The 16,476-nt window shown below is 70.5% G+C and carries 15 protein-coding genes; 10 read left to right on the forward strand and 5 right to left on the reverse strand.

All coding sequences use genetic code 11. The annotated features are described in order from the left end of the window. Positions 1-44 precede the first annotated feature (44 nt). Entirely contained in the window at positions 45-776 is a 732-nt protein-coding gene (locus tag ABZV34_RS12840; RefSeq protein ID WP_356274267.1) for a MerR family transcriptional regulator, read from the reverse strand. 54 nt (positions 777-830) lie between these two features. Between ABZV34_RS12840 and ABZV34_RS12845 the strand changes: the two genes are divergently transcribed. Then, positions 831-1,118, forward strand: coding sequence for a hypothetical protein (locus ABZV34_RS12845; RefSeq protein ID WP_356274270.1), 288 nt, complete (start codon positions 831-833; stop codon positions 1,116-1,118). 142 nt (positions 1,119-1,260) lie between these two features. Beyond that, positions 1,261-1,704 (forward strand): hypothetical protein, encoded by a 444-nt coding sequence (locus ABZV34_RS12850; protein ID WP_356274272.1) that lies wholly within the window; start codon positions 1,261-1,263, stop codon positions 1,702-1,704. 191 nt (positions 1,705-1,895) lie between these two features. Here ABZV34_RS12850 and ABZV34_RS12855 read toward each other — a convergent pair whose 3' ends face one another. Next, positions 1,896-2,381, reverse strand: coding sequence for a GNAT family N-acetyltransferase (locus ABZV34_RS12855; RefSeq protein ID WP_356274274.1), 486 nt, complete (start codon positions 2,379-2,381; stop codon positions 1,896-1,898). A 58-nt stretch (positions 2,382-2,439) separates the two neighbouring features. Here ABZV34_RS12855 and ABZV34_RS12860 point away from each other — a divergent pair, with 58 nt between their 5' ends. Then, the gene (locus ABZV34_RS12860) at positions 2,440-3,243 is read left to right on the forward strand and encodes an exodeoxyribonuclease III (RefSeq protein WP_356274275.1); all 804 of its coding nucleotides are present in this window, start codon (positions 2,440-2,442) and stop codon (positions 3,241-3,243) included. A 141-nt stretch (positions 3,244-3,384) separates the two neighbouring features. Here ABZV34_RS12860 and ABZV34_RS12865 read toward each other — a convergent pair whose 3' ends face one another. Next, positions 3,385-4,014: a MerR family transcriptional regulator gene (locus tag ABZV34_RS12865; protein ID WP_356274709.1), complete on the reverse strand. Its 630-nt coding sequence runs from the start codon at positions 4,012-4,014 to the stop codon at positions 3,385-3,387. A 154-nt stretch (positions 4,015-4,168) separates the two neighbouring features. Here ABZV34_RS12865 and ABZV34_RS12870 point away from each other — a divergent pair, with 154 nt between their 5' ends. The 4 genes from ABZV34_RS12870 (at position 4,169) to ABZV34_RS12885 (ending at position 7,956) form a co-directional block, all read left to right on the forward strand. Next, the gene (locus ABZV34_RS12870) at positions 4,169-5,695 is read left to right on the forward strand and encodes an NAD(P)/FAD-dependent oxidoreductase (RefSeq protein WP_356274277.1); all 1,527 of its coding nucleotides are present in this window, start codon (positions 4,169-4,171) and stop codon (positions 5,693-5,695) included. Beyond that, positions 5,692-6,615, forward strand: coding sequence for an alpha/beta hydrolase (locus tag ABZV34_RS12875; RefSeq protein ID WP_356274280.1), 924 nt, complete (start codon positions 5,692-5,694; stop codon positions 6,613-6,615). The genes ABZV34_RS12870 and ABZV34_RS12875 overlap by 4 nt, the downstream gene beginning before the upstream one ends. Then, positions 6,612-7,490: an SDR family oxidoreductase gene (locus ABZV34_RS12880; RefSeq protein ID WP_356274283.1), complete on the forward strand. Its 879-nt coding sequence runs from the start codon at positions 6,612-6,614 to the stop codon at positions 7,488-7,490. Before ABZV34_RS12875 ends, ABZV34_RS12880 begins: the two co-directional genes overlap by 4 nt. 115 nt (positions 7,491-7,605) lie before the next feature. Then, positions 7,606-7,956, forward strand: coding sequence for a hypothetical protein (locus tag ABZV34_RS12885; RefSeq protein WP_356274286.1), 351 nt, complete (start codon positions 7,606-7,608; stop codon positions 7,954-7,956). Between the two features lie 124 nt (positions 7,957-8,080). Here the strand turns inward: ABZV34_RS12885 and ABZV34_RS12890 are convergent, their stop codons facing one another. Continuing rightward, positions 8,081-11,578 (reverse strand): S41 family peptidase, encoded by a 3,498-nt coding sequence (locus ABZV34_RS12890; protein ID WP_356274289.1) that lies wholly within the window; start codon positions 11,576-11,578, stop codon positions 8,081-8,083. A 206-nt stretch (positions 11,579-11,784) separates the two neighbouring features. On the opposite strand from ABZV34_RS12890, the gene ABZV34_RS12895 reads away from it, so the two are divergent. Further along, the gene (locus ABZV34_RS12895) at positions 11,785-12,372 is read left to right on the forward strand and encodes a TetR/AcrR family transcriptional regulator (RefSeq protein ID WP_356274292.1); all 588 of its coding nucleotides are present in this window, start codon (positions 11,785-11,787) and stop codon (positions 12,370-12,372) included. A gap of 144 nt (positions 12,373-12,516) precedes the next feature. Next, the gene (locus ABZV34_RS12900) at positions 12,517-14,736 is read left to right on the forward strand and encodes an MMPL family transporter (protein ID WP_356274295.1); all 2,220 of its coding nucleotides are present in this window, start codon (positions 12,517-12,519) and stop codon (positions 14,734-14,736) included. A gap of 10 nt (positions 14,737-14,746) precedes the next feature. Here the strand turns inward: ABZV34_RS12900 and ABZV34_RS12905 are convergent, their stop codons facing one another. After that, positions 14,747-15,103, reverse strand: coding sequence for an SsgA family sporulation/cell division regulator (locus tag ABZV34_RS12905; RefSeq protein ID WP_356274298.1), 357 nt, complete (start codon positions 15,101-15,103; stop codon positions 14,747-14,749). A 323-nt stretch (positions 15,104-15,426) separates the two neighbouring features. Here ABZV34_RS12905 and ABZV34_RS12910 point away from each other — a divergent pair, with 323 nt between their 5' ends. After that, positions 15,427-16,476, forward strand: a complete 1,050-nt coding sequence (locus ABZV34_RS12910) for an energy-coupling factor ABC transporter permease (protein ID WP_356274301.1) — start codon at positions 15,427-15,429, stop codon at positions 16,474-16,476.

Genomic DNA, 16,476 nt, shown 5'->3' on the forward strand with positions numbered 1-16,476 from the left:
TGATTTCCGTGCGTGAGCCGGGACTCCGCGTCCCCAGCGTCGAGTCACGTATCCAGGTGTGCACGGATGAGCGTGTCGAGTCTTCGCCACGCCGGGGACGCCGCGTTGACCGTGCTCTGGATGAGGGCGGGGATCTCGGAAGCCGCATCCAGCGCGGGCGGTGGGTTGCGCCGGTACCGTTCTCGGGTCGCCTCGGTGATCCGGTGGGCGAGGTCGTCGATACGGGGATCGTCGGCGTCGAGGTCGTGCGCGTCGTCGTAGGCGAGGAAGAGCTCCCGCAGCGCGGGGTTGGCCAGGGTCTCGGTCTGGTCCTGGAAAAATGTGATCGCCTCGTTCGGGTGCGTGGCGAACACGAGGATCCACAGGTCGCGTTGCAGATCCACCCAACGAGGGGAGAACCCCCAGCGGACCAGGTCCTCCAGGTGGCCACCGATGTCGGCGGGCAACGGTGCCTGCCGCCCGGCGGCGAGCTGGCGCAGGCGCCCTTGCGTTGCCCGCAGGCTTTGGATGTGGGTGGTGAGCTCGTCGTCGATCTCGCCCAACGCGTGCTGGAACTCTCTGTCGGTCGCTGATCTCAGGTCGCGGATCCGGGCCAGGGGGACGCCGGCCTCGGCGAGGGTGCGGATCTTGATCAGGTCGATGGCATCTTTCGCGCCGTAGCGCCGGTACCCGGAGGCATCGCGGTCGGGCTCGGGGAGCAGGCCCTTGTCGTGATAGACGCGAATGGTCTTGGTCGATACTCCGACGTACCTCGCCAGCTGCCCGATGGTGATCACCCGGGCATCCTCCCACTTGACCTTTCCCCTGGGGCAAGGTTGCAGCATGAGGGCATGGCGAACATGAACATCGATCGGGAGACCCTGCGCGAGCTGGCCGACGAGGGCAACGAGACCGCTCTGGACCGGTTGGCCGACCTTGCCGACGTAGCCGGCGACCTCGGGGAGCTGAGCGAGCTGTTGGACGAGGGATCACTGCACGCCGGGTTCCTGCTCACTCGACGCGCGGCCGCGGCCGGCGACCTGCGCGAGCTGCAACGGATCGCCGACGCCGGGTACGACAAGGCCGGGGACGAGCTGAATCAACTGCTGAAGGGACCGACCCGCGGGCATCGAGAGTGAGGATCCGACCAGTCGCAGCGGTCGTGCGGCCACGGAATTCGGGCCGCGGTCGGTGCCTGACCATCCTGAATGCCCCTCCCGGGACTGACCGTTGCCCTTCTTGCCCGCTGCCACCGCCTGCCCGCGCTGTACCGTGCACGCCGTGGACGAGGAGAACGAGTACGGACAGAGGTCGCCGGGCGCCGACGAGATCGACCGCCTCCGCGAGATCGACCGCCTCCGACAGCTTGCCACGGCAGTGAAAGCAGACCTGTCCCGATCCGGACTCGTCGTTCGTGACGCCGGGGAGGAACCAGACCGACAAACGGCACCCGGAGGGCTGGAGATCGACCTGGACCAGGTCGACGACGAACTTGGCGGCCTCTGGCTCACCTGGGAGCTCCACCCTGCCGTGCGGCAATCCGTGCGCGAGGCTGTCCTGCGGCGGGGCCGGACCAGCGTCCCGGTGATCCAGGCTTCGATCGATGTGCACGAACGGACAGCAGAAGCGATCGTATGCATGCTCAACGCCCTCGGCTATGAGGCCGGGCGGAACGATGCTTCGCACCGGCCCTTCGCGATCAGGGTCCTGACCGGCCCTTGTTGATCTACAACCGGTCCGCCGTCCAGGGACAGTAGGCCGGCGTGCCCGGCCGATCAGCCCAGCAGACCTCGGCGAACGCCCCGCTCATGGTTCACATCGAGGGGTCTGGGGTTCACATCCCCACAGGGCCACCGCGATGCAGAACCTCGCCGGATTGGTCCGACTTCCGGGACGCGAAAAGCGGTGCGCCCGGCTCAGGGCGCGGACAGCGGCTTGGCGAAGCACATGCTCAAGTCATGGAATCGGTAGTAGCCGAACTTGACGCAGGGCGCGTAGCCGCTGGAGGTGTAGAGGGCGACCGCCTCGGGCTGCTTGGCGCCCGTCTCGAGGACCATGCGGGTGCGGCCGGACGCGCGGGCGTCGTCTTCCAGGGCGGCCAGGATGCGGCGGGCGAGGCCGAGACCGCGGGCCTCCGGGACCACGTACATACGCTTGAGCTCGGCGTCGCCGTCGGCGTACCCCTCGTCGTTCTCGTCCTGGGTGCGCCAGCCGCCCGTCGCGACCGGGTGGTCCCGCCCGTCGTACGCGAGGAGGTACAGGCCGAGCGGCGGCCGGAACATCGACGCGTCCAGCGGTGTGACATCGCCCTCGTCCCCGTAGCGCTCGGCGTATTCTGCCTGCACCTGGTCGTTGAGCTTGAGGGCGTCGGGGTGGTCGAAGGGGACCGGACGGATATGCATGCCGAATATCGTACATGTATGCATGCGTGGAGTGGGCCGGATTAAGTATCGTGCCCGGGTGCTGACTGTCACCTCTGTGAATGTGAACGGGCTCCGGGCCGCCGCGAAGAAGGGTTTCGTGGAGTGGCTCGCGGAGACCTCCGCCGACGTCCTGTGCCTCCAGGAGGTACGGGCCGAGCCCGGACAGCTGCCCGAGGAGGTGCGGGCGCCCGAAGGGTGGCACGTCGTGCACGCTCCGGCCGCCGCCAAGGGCCGCGCCGGCGTCTCCCTGTACACCCGCCGCGAGCCCGACCGCGTCCAGGTCGGATTCGGCTCGGAGGAGTTCGACGCCTCCGGCCGGTACGTCGAGGTGGACCTCCCGGGCGTCACCGTCGCCAGCCTCTACCTGCCTTCCGGGGAGGTCGGCACCGAGCGGCAGGACGAGAAGACGCGCTTCATGGGTGAGTTCCTCGTCCATCTGAAGGCCCTGCGCGAGCGGGCGGCCGCCGACGGGCGCGAGGTCGTGGTCTGCGGCGACTGGAACATCGCGCACCAGGAGGCCGACCTCAAGAACTGGCGGGCGAACAAGAAGAACTCCGGTTTCCTGCCCGAGGAGCGCGAGTGGCTGGGCCGGGTCCTCGACGCGGCCGACGGCGGATACGTCGATGTCGTGCGCGCCCTGCACCCGGACACGGAGGGGCCGTACTCGTGGTGGTCCTATCGGGGGCGGGCCTTCGACAACGACGCCGGGTGGAGGATCGACCTGATCGTCGCCACCGAAGGGCTCGCGAGGCGCGCCGTCAAGGGGTTCGTGGAGCGTGCCGCCACTCACGGGGAGCGGTGGTCGGACCACGCGCCCGTCACGGCGGTCTTCGAGAAGTGACCTGACCTGACCTGACCTGCCCTGCCCTGCCCTGACCGACCTGTCCTGCCCCGATCCGACCTGACCTGACCGGCGTGGGTCGTGCCGGGTCGGACGGCTCGCCGGTCGGCGGGCGGCCGAGCGGTTCGGCGCAGCGGGAGGTCAGGGTCCCGGGCGGCGGCTGAGCCGGCGGTCCAGCGCCATCGACAGTTCCGCCTCCACCACGCTCTTCGCCAGGGGGCGCAGGCGGGTCAGGTCGTCCGCGGTGCGGTTCTCGGTGAGGACGAGGGTGGTGAAGAGGGCGGCGAGCGCCTCGGCGTGGTCGCGGACGCCGCGGGCCGCGGTGAGGACGTCGGCGAGCGGGATGCCCTCGCGGACCAGGGCCGCCGACACGTCGAGCAGACGGCGGCTGATGTGCACGATCTCGCCGCCGTCCGTGCCGAGGTAGCCGAGGTCGAGAGCGGCGGCGAGGTTCTCCGGGGTCGCCTGGCCCGCGAAGACGTCGGCCAGTTCCTCGGGGGAGAGACGGACCGGGGTCTCCTCGGTGGGCGCGCCGAGCCCGAGGAGCTCGCCCACGTCGCGGCCGTGGTCGAAGGCCTCGGCCAGTTCCGCGATACCGCTGAGCGTGTGACCGCGTTCCAGCAGCGCCGAGATCGTGCGCAGACGGGCCAGGTGCGTGTCGTCGTACCAGGCGATCCGGCCCTCGCGGCGGGGCGGCGGTATCAGCTTGCGCTCCCGGTAGAAGCGCAGGGTGCGCACCGTGATGCCGGCTTCCTCGGCCAGCTCCTCCATCCGGTACTCACGCTTCTCCGCCACAGGCGCACCTTACGTCGTACCCCCGGTAACTTTCCCGGTCGCGACCCCTACCCATCAGTACGGAGCTGCTCTACGCTCCCCATTGCGCCAGTGTTCACTGGCGGGGTCGTGCGGCTAGGGAGGCGTCGGGATGACCGAGCACGAGCATGTGCGCGTGGCGGTGGTCGGGTCGGGGTTCGGAGGCCTGGGGGCGGCGGTGCGGCTGCGCCGCGAAGGGGTCACCGACTTCGTCGTCCTGGAACGGGCCGGCGGGGTGGGCGGCACCTGGCGGGACAACAGCTACCCCGGGTGCGCCTGCGACGTACCGTCCCATCTGTACTCGTTCTCGTTCGCGCCGAATCCCGACTGGCCCCGCACCTTCTCCGGGCAGGAGCACATCCGGGCCTATCTCGAACACGTCACCGACGTCTTCGGGCTGCGCCCCCACCTCCGCTTCGACTCCGAGGTGAAGCGGATGACGTGGGACGGCGAGAAGCTGCGGTGGGACATCGAGACCAGCAGCGGGTCCCTCAGCGCCGACTTCGTCGTGTCCGCCACCGGACCGCTGTCCGATCCCAGGATTCCGGACATCCCGGGGATCGACTCCTTCCCCGGCAAGGTCTTCCACTCGGCCCGCTGGGACCACGACTACGACCTGCGCGGCAAGCGCGTGGCGATGGTCGGGACCGGCGCCTCGGCCATCCAGATCGTGCCGGCCGTCCAGCCGGAGGTCGCGCGCCTCACCCTCTTCCAGCGCACCCCGCCCTGGGTGATGCCCCGTGTCGACCGCGCCATCAGCGGCCTCGAACGCGGGCTGCACCGCGCTCTCCCGTTCACCGCCCAGGCCCGTCGTGGACTCCTGTGGGGCATCCGGGAGCTGCAGGTCCAGGCGTTCACCAAGCGGCCCGACGAGCTGGGTCTGATCGAGCGGCTGGCCAAGCGCAACATGGCGCGGGCCGTCAAGGACCCGGCGCTGCGCGCGAAGCTGACGCCGGACTACCGGATCGGCTGCAAGCGGATCCTGCTCTCCAACGCCTACTACCCCGCGCTCACCCGGCCCAACGTGGACGTGGTGGCCTCCGGGCTCGACCGGATCGAGGGGTCCACCCTCGTCGCGGCCGACGGCAGCACGGCCGAGGCCGACGCGATCATCTTCGGTACGGGCTTCCACGTCACGGACATGCCGATCGCCGACCGGGTGGTGGGCGCGGAGGGCAGGACACTCGCCGAGGCGTGGAAGGGCGGGATGAGCGCCCTGCGCGGCGCCTCCGCGGCCGGGTTCCCCAACTGGATGACGATCATCGGGCCCAACACGGGTCTCGGGAACTCCAGCATGATCCTCATGATCGAGTCGCAGCTGAACTACATGGCCGACTATGTACGGCAGTTGGACGTGCTCGGCGGGCGGGTGGCCCTCGACGCACGGCCCGGCGCGGTGGCGGACTGGAACCGCAAGGTCCAGGAGCGCATGAAGCGCACGGTGTGGAACACCGGCGGCTGCACCAGTTGGTACCTCGACGCGGAGGGCCGCAACACGACGGTGTGGCCGGGCACGACGACCGAATTCCGTACGGCCACCCGCCGGCTGGACCTGGGAGAGTACGAGGTGCTGCGGGCCCCGGGAGCACGTCCGGCCGGGCAGTCGGGGAGCCAGGCGAAGGTGGAGGCCGGGGCGTGAGCCGACTGACGCATGTGACGAGCGGCCCCTACGCGCCGCCCGCCCCCGCGCGCGAGCTGACCGCGGTCTCCGCCGACGGCGCCCGGCTGCACGTCGAGGTGCACGGACCCGTGGACGCCGCCGTGCCCACCGTCGTCCTCGCGCACGGGTGGACCTGCTCGACCGCCTTCTGGGCGGCGCAGATACGGGACCTCGCCGCCGACCACCGGGTGATCGCGTACGACCAGCGCGGGCACGGACGCAGCCCCGCGAGCGACGCGTACGGCACTGACGCGCTCGCCGACGACCTGGAGGCCGTGCTCGCGGCCACCCTCGGGCCGGGTGAGAAGGCCGTGCTGGTGGGGCATTCCATGGGCGGGATGACGCTGATGGCGGCCTCGGCGAGGCCGCGCTTCCGGGAGCACGCGGCGGCGGTTCTGCTGTGCAGCACGGGCAGTTCGCGGCTGGTGGCCGAGGCGCGGGTGCTGCCGCTGCCCGCCGGGCGGCTGCGCACCGGGGTCACCAAACGGGTCCTCGGGTCGCGGGCGCCGCTCGGGCCCGTCACGCCGGCCGCCCGCCGGATCCTCAAGTACGCGACCATGGGCCCCGGTTCGTCGGCGGGCATGGTCGAGGCGTGCGCGCGGATCGTGCACGCCTGTCCGCGCGCGGTGCGGCACGCCTGGTCGCAGGTGCTCGATCTGCTCGACCTCGACCACGGGGTGCGGGAGCTGGCGGTGCCGACGGCCGTGGTGGCGGGGACGGCGGACCGGCTGACGCCCCTGGTGCACGCGCGCGCCCTGGTCGCGGCGCTGCCGAACTGCGTCGGCCTCACCGAGCTGGCCGGACTGGGACACATGACACCCGTGGAGGCGCCGGACGTGGTGACCGCACGCATACGCGAACTCGTCGCCGACTACGCACAGATCAAGGAGGGCGCATGAGCAGGGTGAGCCTGGAGGGACAGGTCGCGGTCGTCACGGGGGCCGCGCGGGGCGTCGGTGAACTTCTCGCCCGCAAGCTGTCCGCGCGGGGCGCCAAGGTCGCGCTCGTCGGTCTGGAGCCGGACGCGCTCAAGCAGGTCTCGGAGCGGCTGCTCGGCGAGAGCGACCACTGGTACGCCGACGTCACCGACCACGAGGCGATGGCCCGGGTCGCGGGCGAGGTGAAGGAGCGGTTCGGGAAGGTGGACATCGTCGTCGCCAACGCCGGTGTCGCCAACGGCGGTCCGTTCGTGGACTCCGATCCCCTCGCCTGGCGCCGGGTCATCGAGGTCAACCTCATCGGTTCGGCGGTCACCGCCCGCGCGTTCCTGCCCGTACTCATGGAGAGCCGGGGGTACTTGCTGCAGATCGCGTCGCTCGCGGCGATCACGCCGGCGCCCATGATGACCGCGTACTGCGCCTCCAAGTCGGGCGTGGAGGCGTACGCGCACAGCCTGCGTGCCGAGGTCGGTCACAAGGGCGTGCGGGTCGGCGTCGGGTATCTGTCCTGGACCGACACCGACATGGTGCGCGGGGCCGACCAGGACGACGTGATGCGCGAGCTGCGGCAGCGGCTGCCCTGGCCGTCCAACAAGACCTACCCGCTCGGACCGGCCGTCGACCGGGTCGTCGCCGGGATCGAGCGACGGGCGAGCCATGTGTACGCGCAGTGGTGGCTGCGCGGGATGCAGGGCGTCCGCGGCTACCTGCCCGGGGTCATCGCGGCGGTGGGGCAGCGGGAGATGCGGCGGTTCGAGCCACGGCTGGGCAGTGTCGGCAAGGGGCTCGTAGGGGCCGGAGGGGCAGCCGACGACAGACGAGAGCAGGGCGTCTGACCACGGGTTATTCAGCCTGTCTCACTGTGAGTTACTGATCGAAATGCGTGCGTAGTGTCCCCGTGTAAGTCTGGTCGAGCCCGATCCCCTCACCCACACATGGGAGTGAAACAGCATGGGCAAGAAGGACCAGATGCCGAACAAGGCGGAGAACATGAAGCAGCAGGGCAAGAAGAAGATGGACCAGGAGAGCAGCGAGCCGGGACGGCGTTCTCCGCAGCAGCCCGGTCAGCACTCCCCGCAGGGGACGGGCCACCGCGCCTCGCAGGAGGGCTCGGCCCAGCGTTCCGCGCAGGGTTCGCAGGGTTCGCAGGGTTCGGCCCAGCGCTCGGCGCAGGGTTCGGCCCAGGGCTCGGCCCAGCGTTCGGCGCAGGGTTCGGCGCAGGAGCGTGACCGCTCCATCCCGGAGAACGAGCGCGTGCGTCGTGAGGCGCAGGACCGCTTCGACCAGGACAACGACGCCTGACGTCGGACGTCTGCTTGAAGTCTGAGTGGGGCGCCCCGACTTCGGGGCGCCCCATTCGGCCGCGTGCCGCGCGACGGCCGGGAGCCGTTCCGCGGCCGGGCGTTCGGCCAGTGCCGGGCGTTCGTCAGCGGGTGCGCGGCGGCAGCTTCGGGCGGGTGCGGTCCGGTACGTCCGAGAGATCGGGCGGGGAGGCCGCCGGGTGGGTGCTCAGCAGATCCAGGGCCAGTTGGATCGCGGTGTCCATCTCGGCGTGACGGCCCTCCGCCCAGTCCAGCGGGGTGCGCAGGACCTCCAGGTCCGGAGCGACTCCCCGGTTCTCGACGGACCACCCGTACGTGTCGAACCAGGCCGCGTTCATCGGGACCGTGATCACCGTGCCGTCGCCGAGCTGGTGCCGGCCGGTCATACCGACGACGCCGCCCCAGGTGCGCTGGCCGACCACCGGGCCGAGCCCGAGCAGCTTGAAGGCAGCCGTGATCATGTCGCCGTCGGAGGAGGTCGCCTCGTCGGCGAGGGCGACCACCGGGCCGCGCGGAGCGTTCGAGGCGTATGACACCGGCTGGGCGTTGCGCGTCAGGTCCCAGCCCAGGATCGTGCGCGTCAGCTTCTCGACGACGAGCTCGCTGATGTGGCCGCCCGCGTTGCCGCGCACGTCGACGAGGAGTGCCGGGCGTGAGACCTCCAGACGCAGATCACGGTTGAACTGGGCCCAGCCCGAGCCGCCCATGTCCGGGATGTGGAGGTAGCCGCAGCGGCCACCGCTCAACTCCCGTACCACCTCGCGGCGTTTGGCCACCCAGTCCTGGTAGCGCAGCGGCCGCTCGTCGATCAGCGGCACCACCGCCACCCGGCGCGAGGGTCCCTCGCCCGTCGTGGGCACGAACGTGAGCTCCACCGTCGTACCGCCCGCGCCCGCGAGCAGTGGGTACGGTCCCGTCACCGGGTCCACCGGGCGGCCGTCGACGTGGGTGAGCACCGCACCCTCGCGGATGCCGGTGCCCGCCAGCGGTGAGCGGGCCTTGGAGTCGGAGGAGTCGCCGGGCAGGATCCGCTTCAGGGTCCAGCAGCCCTCGCGCCGGACGAAGTTGGCGCCCAGCAGGCCCTGCCAGCGCTGGTAGTGCCCGGGTCCCTCGTTGCGGCGGGCGGCGGCGACGTAGGCGTGCGAGGTACCCAGTTCACCGAGGACCTCACGCAGCAGGTCCGCGAACTCGTCCGGGGACGCGACCCGTTCGACCAGCGGGCGGTACTGGGCGAGTACCGCGTCCCAGTCGATGCCGCACATGTGGGGTTCCCAGAAGTAGGCGCGGATGATGCGGCCCGCCTCGTCGTACGCCTGGCGCCACTCGGCGGGCGGGTCCACCTCGTGGAGGATGCGGCGCAGGTCGATCCAGACCGTCGAGTCGCTGTCGCCGGGCTCGGTGGAGGGGACGGCGCGCAGCTCGCCCTCGTCGACCACGACCAGCCGGGAGCCGTCGCCGCTCACCGCGAACCAGTCGAGGTGGCCGACGAGTTCCGACTTCTTCGCCTTGCTGATGTTGAAGTACTCCAGAGTCGGGCGCCCCGAGGTGTCGTCGGGGTTGGCGAAGGTTTCGCCGAGCGCGCCCGAGATCGGCCAGCGCAGCCAGACCAGCCCGCCACCCGCGACCGGGTAGAGCGCCGAGTACTTGGAGGCGGTGACCGGGAACGGGGTGACCCGGCTCTCCAGTCCCTCCAGTTCGACACTGACCGCGCCGTCGGCGCCCTCGTCCTCGATCGGGTCCAGGCCTCCGGCGACCGGCCGCCCGTCCGGGTTCAGGGCGAAGGGGGAAGGGGTGGCGGAGGACAGGGGGACGAGGTACGGGCGGCAGCCCAGCGGGAAGGAGAGGTCGCCGGTGTGGACGTCGTAGACCGGGTCGAAGCCGCGCCAGGAGAGGAAGGCCAGATAGCGGCCGTCCCTGGTGAAGACCGGGTTCTCGTCCTCGAAGCGCCCGTTGGTGACGTCGACGACGAGCCGGTCCTTTATCCGCGCCATCTTGATCTGGCGCAGGGAGCGGCCGACCCCCGGGTGCGACCAGGTCAGCCAGGCCCCGTCCGGGGAGAAGGCGAGATCCCGGACCGGTCCGTTGAGGGACTGGATCAACTCCGTGACCTCACCTCCCCCGTTCTTCGCCCGGCCGGTCCCGCGGGACTCCTCCGTCTCCTCCGCGCTTCCGCCCTCCGCCGTCTCCGCGGCCTCTGCGGCCTCTTCCGCAGCCTCTGCCTCCTGTGTCTCCTGCGCCTCCTGTGCCTTCTGCGCCTCCTCCGCTCCCTCTGGCTCTTTCGCCCCCTCTATATCTGCTGCCTCTGATGTCTCCGCTGTTCCTGTTGCCTCTTCCGCATCCTCCGTCGCGTCGAGAAGCAGCAGCCGTCCGTCGTTCGAGGCGATCGCGAGCCGGTCTCCCTGAGCGTCCGCCACCAGCTCCAGTACGCGGCCCAGCTCGCCGGAGGCCAGCCGGCGCGGCTCGCGCTCGCCGGAGGCCCGCGGCAGATAGGCGATCTCGACGGCGTCCTCGCCGTCCGCGTCGGTCACATAGGCGACCTGGCCGCCCGAACCGAGCATCTCGGGGAGCCGGACCCGCACCCCCGGAGTGTCGGCGATGGTGCGGGCGGGCCCGTCGCGATGGGTGAGCCAGTACAGGCTGCCGCGTACGACGACGGCGCCGGCCCGCCCCGTCTCGTCCACGGAGATGGCGTCCACGTGCTGGGCCGCGGGCACCTGGTAGGGGCGCCGGCCCGCGCGCTGCCCGCCGAGGCGGACGTCGAGACGGCGCGGGAGCGAGCCGGGGGACAGGTCGTCGACGATCCACAGGTCCCCGGCGCACTGGTACACGACGCGGCTGCCGTCGCTGGAGGCGTTGCGTGCGTAGAACGCGTCGTGGTCGGTGTGCCGGCGCAGGTCGGAACCGTCGTACGCGCACGAGTACAGGTTGCCGATGCCCTCGTGGTCGGAGAGGAACGCGATCCGGCCGCCGACGAACATGGGGGAGTCGAGGTGGCCGTCGATACCGGCGAGCAGGCGCTGCCCGTGCAGCCAGAGCCGGCCCATGGCTCCGCCCCGGTAGCGCTTCCAGGAGGCGGGATCGTGCGGCGGGGTGCCGGTGAGCAGCAGGGTCCTCCGGTCGCCGTCGATGTCGGTGACCGCGATGTCCGTCACCGGTCCCCAGGGCAGGTTGCCGCCGGGGTCGCCGTCGGTCGGGACGCTGTGGGCCCAGGTGAAATAGGAGAAGGGCTGCCCGTGCGAGGCGACGGCGAGGATGTCGCCGTCGGGGGACCAGCCGCAGACCCGGGTGTCCGCGCTGCCCCAGTAGGTGAGGCGGCTGCCCGGTCCGCCGTCCACCGGTGCCAGATGGATCTCCGGCACATAGCTGCGCCAGCTCGTGTACGCGATGTCCCTCCCGTCGGGGGAGAAGCGGGGGTGTCCGACCTTGGTGCGGTCCACGGTGAGCCGCCAGGCCCGCCCCGGCCCGTCCAGCGGAGCCACCCACAGATCGTCCTCGGTCACGAAGCACAGCCGGTCGCCGCTCAGGTGCGGGAAGCGCAGGTAACCGGATGCGCGGTCGGTGGTGTCCTTGGCCGCGGTCGCCTTCTCGTACTCGTCGCTCACCTCCCCATGCTTTTCCCCTCGGAGGGCCCCGGCAACTTGTGCGGGGGACGCGCCCGGCGCGGGGCGCGCGTGACCCAGCACACGTACGAAACGGTTTCGTTTCGTTCGCGGCCGGGGTATCTTGAAACACGTACGACGACGAAGAAGATGCCGTACAACGATGACGTACAGAACCGGGTCGTTCTGAGCGGGAGATGGTGAGTGGGATGACTGAAGCCGCAACGGTGCGTCGCAGTCGGATCACGCCCGAGCGCGAGGCCGAGCTGTACCGGGCCGTGCTCGACCTGCTCAGGGAGGTCGGCTACGACGCTCTGACCATGGACGCCGTCGCCGCCCGCACCAAGTCCAGCAAGGCCACCCTCTACCGTCAGTGGGGCGGCAAGGCCGAGCTGGTGGTGAAGGCGCTGCGGCACGAGAAGCCGAGCGCCGGTGACGCCGACACGGGATCCCTGGCAGGTGACTTCCACGCGTTGGTGATGCGTGAGGACGACTGCCGGATGGAGCAGAACTCCGCGCTGATGCGGGGTCTGGCCATGGCACTGCACGGGAACCCCGATCTTCTGAAGGCCTTCCGGGAACTGATCATCGAACCGGAGACCGTGGAGCTGCGCCGTGTACTGGAGCGTGCCGTCGCCCGGGGTGAGATCCGACCGGACAACCCCGCGCAGGAGTACGTGCTGCACATGCTGATCGGCGCCTTCGCGGTGCGCGGCGTCATCGACCAGCGGCCACCGACCCGTGCCTTCCTCACCTCGTACGTGGATGCCGTGATCCTCCCCGCACTCGGCGCCTGATCCCGCACAACCCCGGGACCGAACCTCCGTACCCGTACCCGTACCTGACGCGACCGCTCACGTCGTCGGGCTGATCTCCCCTGCCCCCACCGGGTGACCTCACCAGCCCCTGCCGTCCCACGACCTGACCGGGAGTACGCCCTCGTGGCCACGTTCCTCTACAAACTCGGCCGACTCGCCTTCCGGCGACGGCATTTCGCCGCCCTGATCTGGGTGGCGCTGTTGACGCTGGCGGGAGTCGGCGCGGCCAACGCCCCGGCCGCCGGCGCCAGCTCGTTCTCCATACCCGGCACCGAGGCGCAGAAGGCTTTCGACCTGCTGGAGCAGCGCTTCCCCGGCATGAGTGCCGACGGGGCGACCGCGCGCGTCGTCTTCAAGGCGCCCACCGGCGAGAAGATGGCGGACAAGGCCAACAAGGCGACCGTCGAGAAGACCGTCAAGGCGCTCGAGGACGGCTCGGAGGTCACTTCCGTCACCGACCCGTTCAAGGCCAAGGCCGTCAGCAAGAACGGTTCGATCGCCTACGCGTCGGTGAAGTACAAGGTCTCGGGCATGGAGCTGAAGGACTCCTCGAAGGGCGCCCTGGAGGAGGCCGCGCAGCAGGCGCGGGACGCCGGGCTGACCGTCGAGGTGGGTGGTGACGCGCTCCAGGCCACGCCGGAGACCGGCTCCACCGAGGTCATCGGTATCGCGATCGCCGCGGTCGTCCTCGTGATCACCTTCGGTTCGCTGATCGCCGCCGGGCTGCCGCTGCTGACCGCGCTGATCGGCGTCGGCATCGGCGTCTCGACCATCGCCGCCCTCGCCAGCGCGCTCGACCTGGGCACCACCACCTCCACGCTCGCGATGATGATCGGCCTCGCGGTCGGCATCGACTACGCGCTGTTCATCGTCTCCCGCTACCGCGCCGAACTCGCCGAGGGCCGCGAGCGCGAGGAGGCGGCCGGGCGGGCCGTCGGCACGGCGGGCTCGGCGGTGGTCTTCGCGGGCCTGACGGTCGTGATCGCGCTCGTCGGCCTGTCGGTCGTGAACATCCCGATGCTGACGAAGATGGGCGTCGCGGCGGCCGGCACGGTCGCCATCGCGGTCCTGATCGCGCTGACGATGATCCCGGCCCTGCTGGGTTACGCGGGCCGCAAGGTCCAGCCGGCCGGCCAGAAGAGCAGGCTGCTGGGCGGCGGCCGTGCCGCGAAGAAGGCGGGCCGGCCCAACATGGGCACCCGCTGGGCGAGCTTCGTCGTCCGCCGTCCGCTCGCCGTCCTGCTGCTCGGTGTGGTCGCCCTGGGCGCCGCGGCGGTGCCGGCGGCCTCGCTGGAACTGGGTCTGCCGGACGACGGTTCGCAGCCCGCCTCGACCACCCAGCGCAGGGCCTACGACCTGCTGTCCGACGGGTTCGGTCCCGGTTTCAACGGTCCCCTGATGCTCGTCGTGGACGCCAAGGCGAGCGACGACCCCAAGGGCGCGGTCACCCGGGTCACCGACACCGTCAAGGACCTCAAGGGCGTCGTCTCGGTGACTCCGGCGACGTACAACAAGCCCGGGGACACCGCGATGATCACGGTGATCGCGGACTCGCAGCCGTCCTCGGTGAAGACCGAGAACCTGGTGCACACCATCCGTGACGCGGGCGGCGACATCAGGGCGGACACCGACGCACAGGTGCTGGTCACCGGCAGCACGGCGATGAACATCGACTTCTCGCAGAAGCTCAACGACGCGCTGGTCCCGTATCTGGCGCTGGTGGTCGGTCTCGCCTTCCTGCTGCTGATCGTGGTCTTCCGCTCGATCCTGGTCCCGCTGAAGGCGGCGCTCGGCTTCCTGCTGAGCGTGATGGCGGCGCTAGGCGCGGTCGTCGCGGTTTTCCAGTGGGGCTGGCTGGCGAACCTCATCGGCGTGGAGCAGACCGGCCCGATCATGTCGATGATGCCGATCTTCATGGTGGGTGTCGTCTTCGGCCTCGCGATGGACTACGAGGTCTTCCTCGTGACCCGGATGCGCGAGGCATACGTGCACGGCGAGAAGCCCGGCCAGGCCATCGTGACCGGCTTCAAGCACGGCGCACGGGTGGTGACGGCCGCGGCCGTCATCATGATCGCCGTCTTCTCCGGCTTCATCGGTTCCAGTGAGTCGATGATCAAGATGATCGGCTTCGGTCTCGCGATCGCCGTCTTCTTCGACGCGTTCGTCGTCCGCATGGCGCTCGTCCCGGCGGTCCTGGCGCTGCTCGGCAAGAAGGCCTGGTGGCTGCCGAGGTGGCTGGACCGGGCGCTGCCGAACGTGGACGTCGAGGGTGAGGGGCTGCGGGGGCTGGGCGACGGCCGTCGGAAGAGCGAGGACGACGACCGCAAGCTGGCGCGGGTCTGACCGTCCGACGTCAGTGAGCCACCGGGGTGGCGGCCATGTAGGTACGGCGCAGGAAGCGCATCAGGGCTTTCGAGTCGACCTGCACGACCGCCACCCCTTTGGGCGAGTGGAACTCCATGACCGCCTGCACCCGGCCGCAGGGCCAGACGCGTACGTCGCCGTCGCTGACGGGGACCCGGAGGCCCTGCTCGAGCAGCTCACGGGGGAAGACCCACTCGTGCGGGCCGGGCAGGGTGATGCGCACCTGACGGGAGTCGGTCTCGGGGTCGTAGTGGAAGGCCACCGGAACAGCTCTGCCTTCGTCCTCGGGGGAGTCGGCCGTGTCCGTGACGATATGGGCGCGTGCGTACTGTTCGACGGCAGACATGAACCGACTCCTTACGCTGCGTGACCTATGCGGAATCTATGAATCCGTCACCTTTCCAATGTCGCACATTCCCTGGATTCCGCTCTTGGACAACCGGTTACCCCTGTGGGGCCCTCGTGACACGGTCCTGTGGGACAGGACACGTGACGGGGCGGGTGACGGGGCGCGCGGCGGAACGCTCGGTGGGGCGCGTGAGGGGGACGCGCGAAGGGGGACGCGGCGGGGTGGCGGGGCCTGTCGGCGGGGCGTGTGGCGAGCCTCTCGACTATTCGTGAGTGCATCGCTCTTGCAAGTCGTTCGCAACAAGGCACTATCATCGAACGGTGCATGTGCCTGACGGATTCATCAACGCCCCGGTCTCCGCCGCCACCGGACTGGTCGCCGCCGGCGCCGTCGCGGTGAGCCTGCGAGGCGCCCGCCGCGAACTCGACGAGAGGACCGCGCCGCTGGCCGGTCTGGTCGCCGCCTTCATCTTCGCCGTACAGATGCTGAACTTCCCGGTCGCGGCCGGGACCAGCGGGCATCTGCTCGGCGGCGCACTCGCGGCGATACTCGTCGGCCCCTTCACCGGGGTCCTGTGTGTCTCCGTGGTCCTGCTCATGCAGGGCATCCTCTTCGCCGACGGGGGCCTCACCGCGCTCGGCGTGAACATCACCGACATGGCGATCGTCACCACCGTCGTCTCGTACGCCGTCTTCCGCGGCCTGCTGAAGGTGCTCCCGAGGAGACGGAGCTCGATCACCGCGGCCGCCTTCGTGTCCGCGCTGCTCTCCGTCCCGGCCGCCGCCGTCGCCTTCACCCTCATCTACGCGCTGGGCGGCACCACCGACGTCGCGATCGGCAAGGTCGCCACGGCGATGATCGGCGTCCACGTCCTCATCGGCATCGGCGAGGCCGCGATCACCGCACTCACGGTCGGCGCGGTGATCGCCGTACGGCCGGACCTCGTGTACGGCGCGCGCGGTCTGCAACAGCGGCTCAAGCTGCGGGTGGGCGGCGAACTGGTCGACGCGGCCGCCCCCGCCCTTCCCGCCGCCGCCCCGGTCTCCCGCCGCAAGGTGTGGATCACCGGGCTCGTCACCTCCCTGGTCCTCGCGGGCTTCGTCAGCTTCTACGCCTCGGCCAGCCCCGACGGCCTGGAGAAGGTCGCCAAGGACCAGGGCATCGACCACCGCACCAAGAAGCACCACACCGAGGACTCCCCGCTCGCCGGGTACGGCGTCAAGGACATCTCCGACGCCCGCATCTCCGGCGGCCTCGCGGGAGTGATCGGCGTGGGTGTCACGATCGTCGCGGGCACCGGCGTCTTCTGGACACTGCGCAGGCGCCGTACGGCCGACGCGTCACCCGCCTCCCTCCCCGAAGGCGTCTGA

The organism is Streptomyces sp. NPDC005195, from assembly GCF_040608315.1.
Taxonomy (GTDB): Bacteria; Actinomycetota; Actinomycetes; order Streptomycetales; family Streptomycetaceae; genus Streptomyces; species Streptomyces kaempferi.

Coding starts and splice junctions, on each gene's coding strand:
- ABZV34_RS12845 (WP_356274270.1), top strand. CDS start 831: ATGGCGAACATGAACATCGATCGGGAGACCCTGCGCGAGCTGGCCGAC.
- ABZV34_RS12855 (WP_356274274.1), bottom strand. CDS start 2,381: ATGCATATCCGTCCGGTCCCCTTCGACCACCCCGACGCCCTCAAGCTC.
- ABZV34_RS12865 (WP_356274709.1), bottom strand. CDS start 4,014: ATGGAGGAGCTGGCCGAGGAAGCCGGCATCACGGTGCGCACCCTGCGC.
- ABZV34_RS12870 (WP_356274277.1), top strand. CDS start 4,169: ATGACCGAGCACGAGCATGTGCGCGTGGCGGTGGTCGGGTCGGGGTTC.
- ABZV34_RS12880 (WP_356274283.1), top strand. CDS start 6,612: ATGAGCAGGGTGAGCCTGGAGGGACAGGTCGCGGTCGTCACGGGGGCC.
- ABZV34_RS12885 (WP_356274286.1), top strand. CDS start 7,606: ATGGGCAAGAAGGACCAGATGCCGAACAAGGCGGAGAACATGAAGCAG.
- ABZV34_RS12895 (WP_356274292.1), top strand. CDS start 11,785: ATGACTGAAGCCGCAACGGTGCGTCGCAGTCGGATCACGCCCGAGCGC.
- ABZV34_RS12905 (WP_356274298.1), bottom strand. CDS start 15,103: ATGTCTGCCGTCGAACAGTACGCACGCGCCCATATCGTCACGGACACG.